This is a genomic window from Xenophilus sp. (assembly GCF_044462705.1).
GTDB classification, from domain to species: Bacteria; Pseudomonadota; Gammaproteobacteria; order Burkholderiales; family Burkholderiaceae_C; genus Xenophilus; species Xenophilus azovorans.
The window spans coordinates 1-2,735 of sequence record NZ_JBIQNC010000340.1 but is presented as its reverse complement, the minus strand read 5'-3'; the positions used below and the strand labels follow the sequence as shown (position 1 = coordinate 2,735).

Sequence of the window (2,735 nt, the reverse complement as noted above, 5' to 3'; positions counted from 1 at the left end):
AGATGTGCGCCGACGCCTGGCGCTGGCAGCAGGGCAATCCGCGCGGGTACGAGTAGAGAGCGAGGTTTTGGCTCCTCTCCCCTCTGGGGAGAGGCTGGGTGAGGGGCAGGGGGCGATGGCGAAGCCGCGTGGGTGAAGATGCGCCGCCGCCCTCACCCCAGCCCTCTCCCAGAGGGAGAGGGAGCAATGCAGGCGGCTACCGGGCGCGGATCATGGTGCCGTAGGCCTGGTCCGTCAGGATCTCCAGCAGCATCGAATGCGGCACCCGCCCGTCGATGATGTGCACCGCGTTCACGCCGCTCTTGGCTGCATCCAGCGCACCCTCGATCTTGGGCAGCATGCCGCCGGAGATGGTGCCGTCGGCGAACAGGTCGTCGATTTCGCGCGCGCTCAGGTTGGTCAACAGCTGGCCGTTCTTGTCGAGCACGCCGGGCGTGTTGGTCAGCAGCACCAGCTTCTCGGCCTTGAGCACCGTGGCCAGCTTGCCGGCCACCACGTCGGCGTTGATGTTGTAGCTCTCGTTCTCCTCACCGAAGCCGATCGGGCTGACGACGGGGATGAAGGCGTCGTCCTGCAGCGCCTGCACCACGCCGGGGTCGATCGAGACGATGTCGCCGACCTGGCCGACGTCGTGCATCAGCGCCGGGTCGTTGCGGTCGGCCATCTTCAGCTTCTGCGCGCGGATCAGGCCGCCGTCGCGCCCCGTCAGGCCCACCGCCTTGCCGCCGGCCTGGTTGATCAGGCCGACGATGTCCTGCTGCACTTCGCCGGCCAGCACCCATTCGACGACTTCCATCGTCTCGGCGTCGGTCACGCGCATGCCCTGGACGAAGTGGCCCTTCTTGCCCAGCTTGTTGAGCGCCGCCTCGATCTGCGGGCCGCCGCCGTGCACCACCACCGGGTTGATGCCCACCAGCTTGAGCAGCACCACGTCCTCGGCGAAGTCGGCCTGCAGCGCCGGGTCGGTCATCGCGTTGCCACCGTACTTGATGACCATGGTCTTGCCGTGGTACTTGCGGATGTAGGGCAGCGCCTGGGCCAGGATCTCGGCCTTGTCGCGGGGAGGGATGTTGAGCACGGGGTCGGTCATGGCGGCGGCGGTCGGCGCAGTGGGGGAATGCGGAAATTGTGCCGCAGGAAGCTGACGGGCCGCCGCGCCCCGGCCGCTCAGTACGACTTCGGCAGCCCCAGCACCCGCTCGGCGACGAAGTTCAGGATCATCTGCGGGCTGACCGGCGCGATGCGCGGGATGTAGCACTCGCGCAGCAGCCGCTCGACGTGGTATTCCTTCGCGTAGCCCATGCCGCCGAGGGTGAGGATGGCATTCTGGCAGGCGTCGTGCGCCGCCTCGGCCGCCAGGTACTTGGCGGCGTTGGCCTCGGCGCCGCAGGGCTGGCCGGCGTCGTAGAGCGTGGCGGCCTTCATCACCATCAGGTCGGCGGCCTCCAGGTTCATCCAGGCACGCGCCAGCGGGTGCGCCACGCCCTGGTTCTGGCCGATGGGGCGGCCGAAGACGACGCGCTCGCCGGCGTACTGCGCCGCGATGCGCAGCGCCGCGCGGCCCAGCCCCACCGCCTCGGCGGCGATCAGGATGCGTTCCGGGTTCATGCCGTGCAGGATGTACTCGAAGCCGCGGCCCTCCTCGCCGATGCGGTCGTCCTCCGGCACCTCCAGGCCGTCGATGAAGAGCATGTTGGAGTCCACCGCGGCGCGGCCGAGCTTGTGGATCTCGCGGACTTCCACTCTGCTGCGGTCCAGCGCGGTGTAGAAGAGCGTGAGGCCCTGCGTGGGCTTCTTCACCTCGTCCAGCGGCGTGCTGCGCGTGAGGATGAGCATGCGGTCGGCCACCTGCGCGGTGGAGATCCAGAGCTTGCGGCCCGAGAGCACATAGCCGCCGCCCGGCCGGCGCACGGCCTGCGTCTTCAGGCGCGTGGTGTCCAGGCCGGCGTCGGGCTCGGTGACGGCGAAGCAGGCTTTCTCCTTGCCCTCGATCAGCGGCGGCAGGAAGCGCGCCTTCTGCGCCTCGGAGCCGAACACCACCACCGGGTTGAGGCCGAAGATGTTCATGTGGATGGCCGAGGCGCCCGACATGCCGGCGCCGCTGGCGCTGATGGTGCGCATCATCAGCGCCGCCTCGGTGATGCCCAGGCCGGCGCCGCCCTGCGCCTCGGGCATGGCGATGCCGAGGAAGCCGGCGGCCGCCACGGCGCGGTGGAAGGCGTGCGGGAACTCGGCCTTCTCGTCCTGCTCGCGCCAGTAGTCGATCGGGAAGTCCTGGCACAGGCTTTCGATGGCGTCGACCAGCGCGCGCTGGTCGTCGGTCATGGTGAAGTTCATGGCGTGATCTCGGGGGAATGGGCGGAGCAAGGGGAAGCCGCGGCCTCGCGGGCGATGCCGCGCGTGATCAGGTCGGCCACCTCGGCCTCGCCGTAGCCGGCCTCGCGCAGCAGCTCGGCGCTGTGCTCGCCGATGCGCGGCGCGTGACGGTGCAGCGAAGGCGGCGTGCGGCCATAGCGGCCCACCGGCGCGGGCGTGCGCAGCGCGCCCTCGGTGGGGTGGTCGACCGGGCGGAAGAAGCCCACGGCCTGCAGGTGCGGGTCGTGCAGCAGGCTGTCGGTGCTGTGCAGGCGCGCCACCGGGATGTCGGCCGCCTGCAGCGCGGCCACCCAGGCCTCGCTGCTGCGGGTGGCCATCACCTCGGCGACGAAGGCGTAGCACTCGGCGATGTGCGCGGC

Annotated in this window: 3 protein-coding genes; all 3 read right to left on the bottom strand. The window is 70.2% G+C overall.

Annotated features, from left to right (window positions below; genetic code table 11):
- Positions 1-196: 196 nt before the first annotated feature.
- Entirely contained in the window at positions 197-1,090 is an 894-nt protein-coding gene (gene argB, locus ACIY1X_RS25840) for an acetylglutamate kinase (RefSeq protein ID WP_399686390.1), read from the bottom strand.
- A gap of 77 nt (positions 1,091-1,167) precedes the next feature.
- A complete protein-coding gene (locus tag ACIY1X_RS25835) occupies positions 1,168-2,337 on the bottom strand; it encodes an acyl-CoA dehydrogenase family protein (RefSeq protein ID WP_399686387.1) in 1,170 nt (389 codons plus the stop codon).
- On the bottom strand, positions 2,334-2,735 hold a 402-nt coding region (locus ACIY1X_RS25830; protein WP_399686385.1), incomplete at its 5' end, for a CoA transferase. The genes ACIY1X_RS25830 and ACIY1X_RS25835, both read right to left, overlap by 4 nt.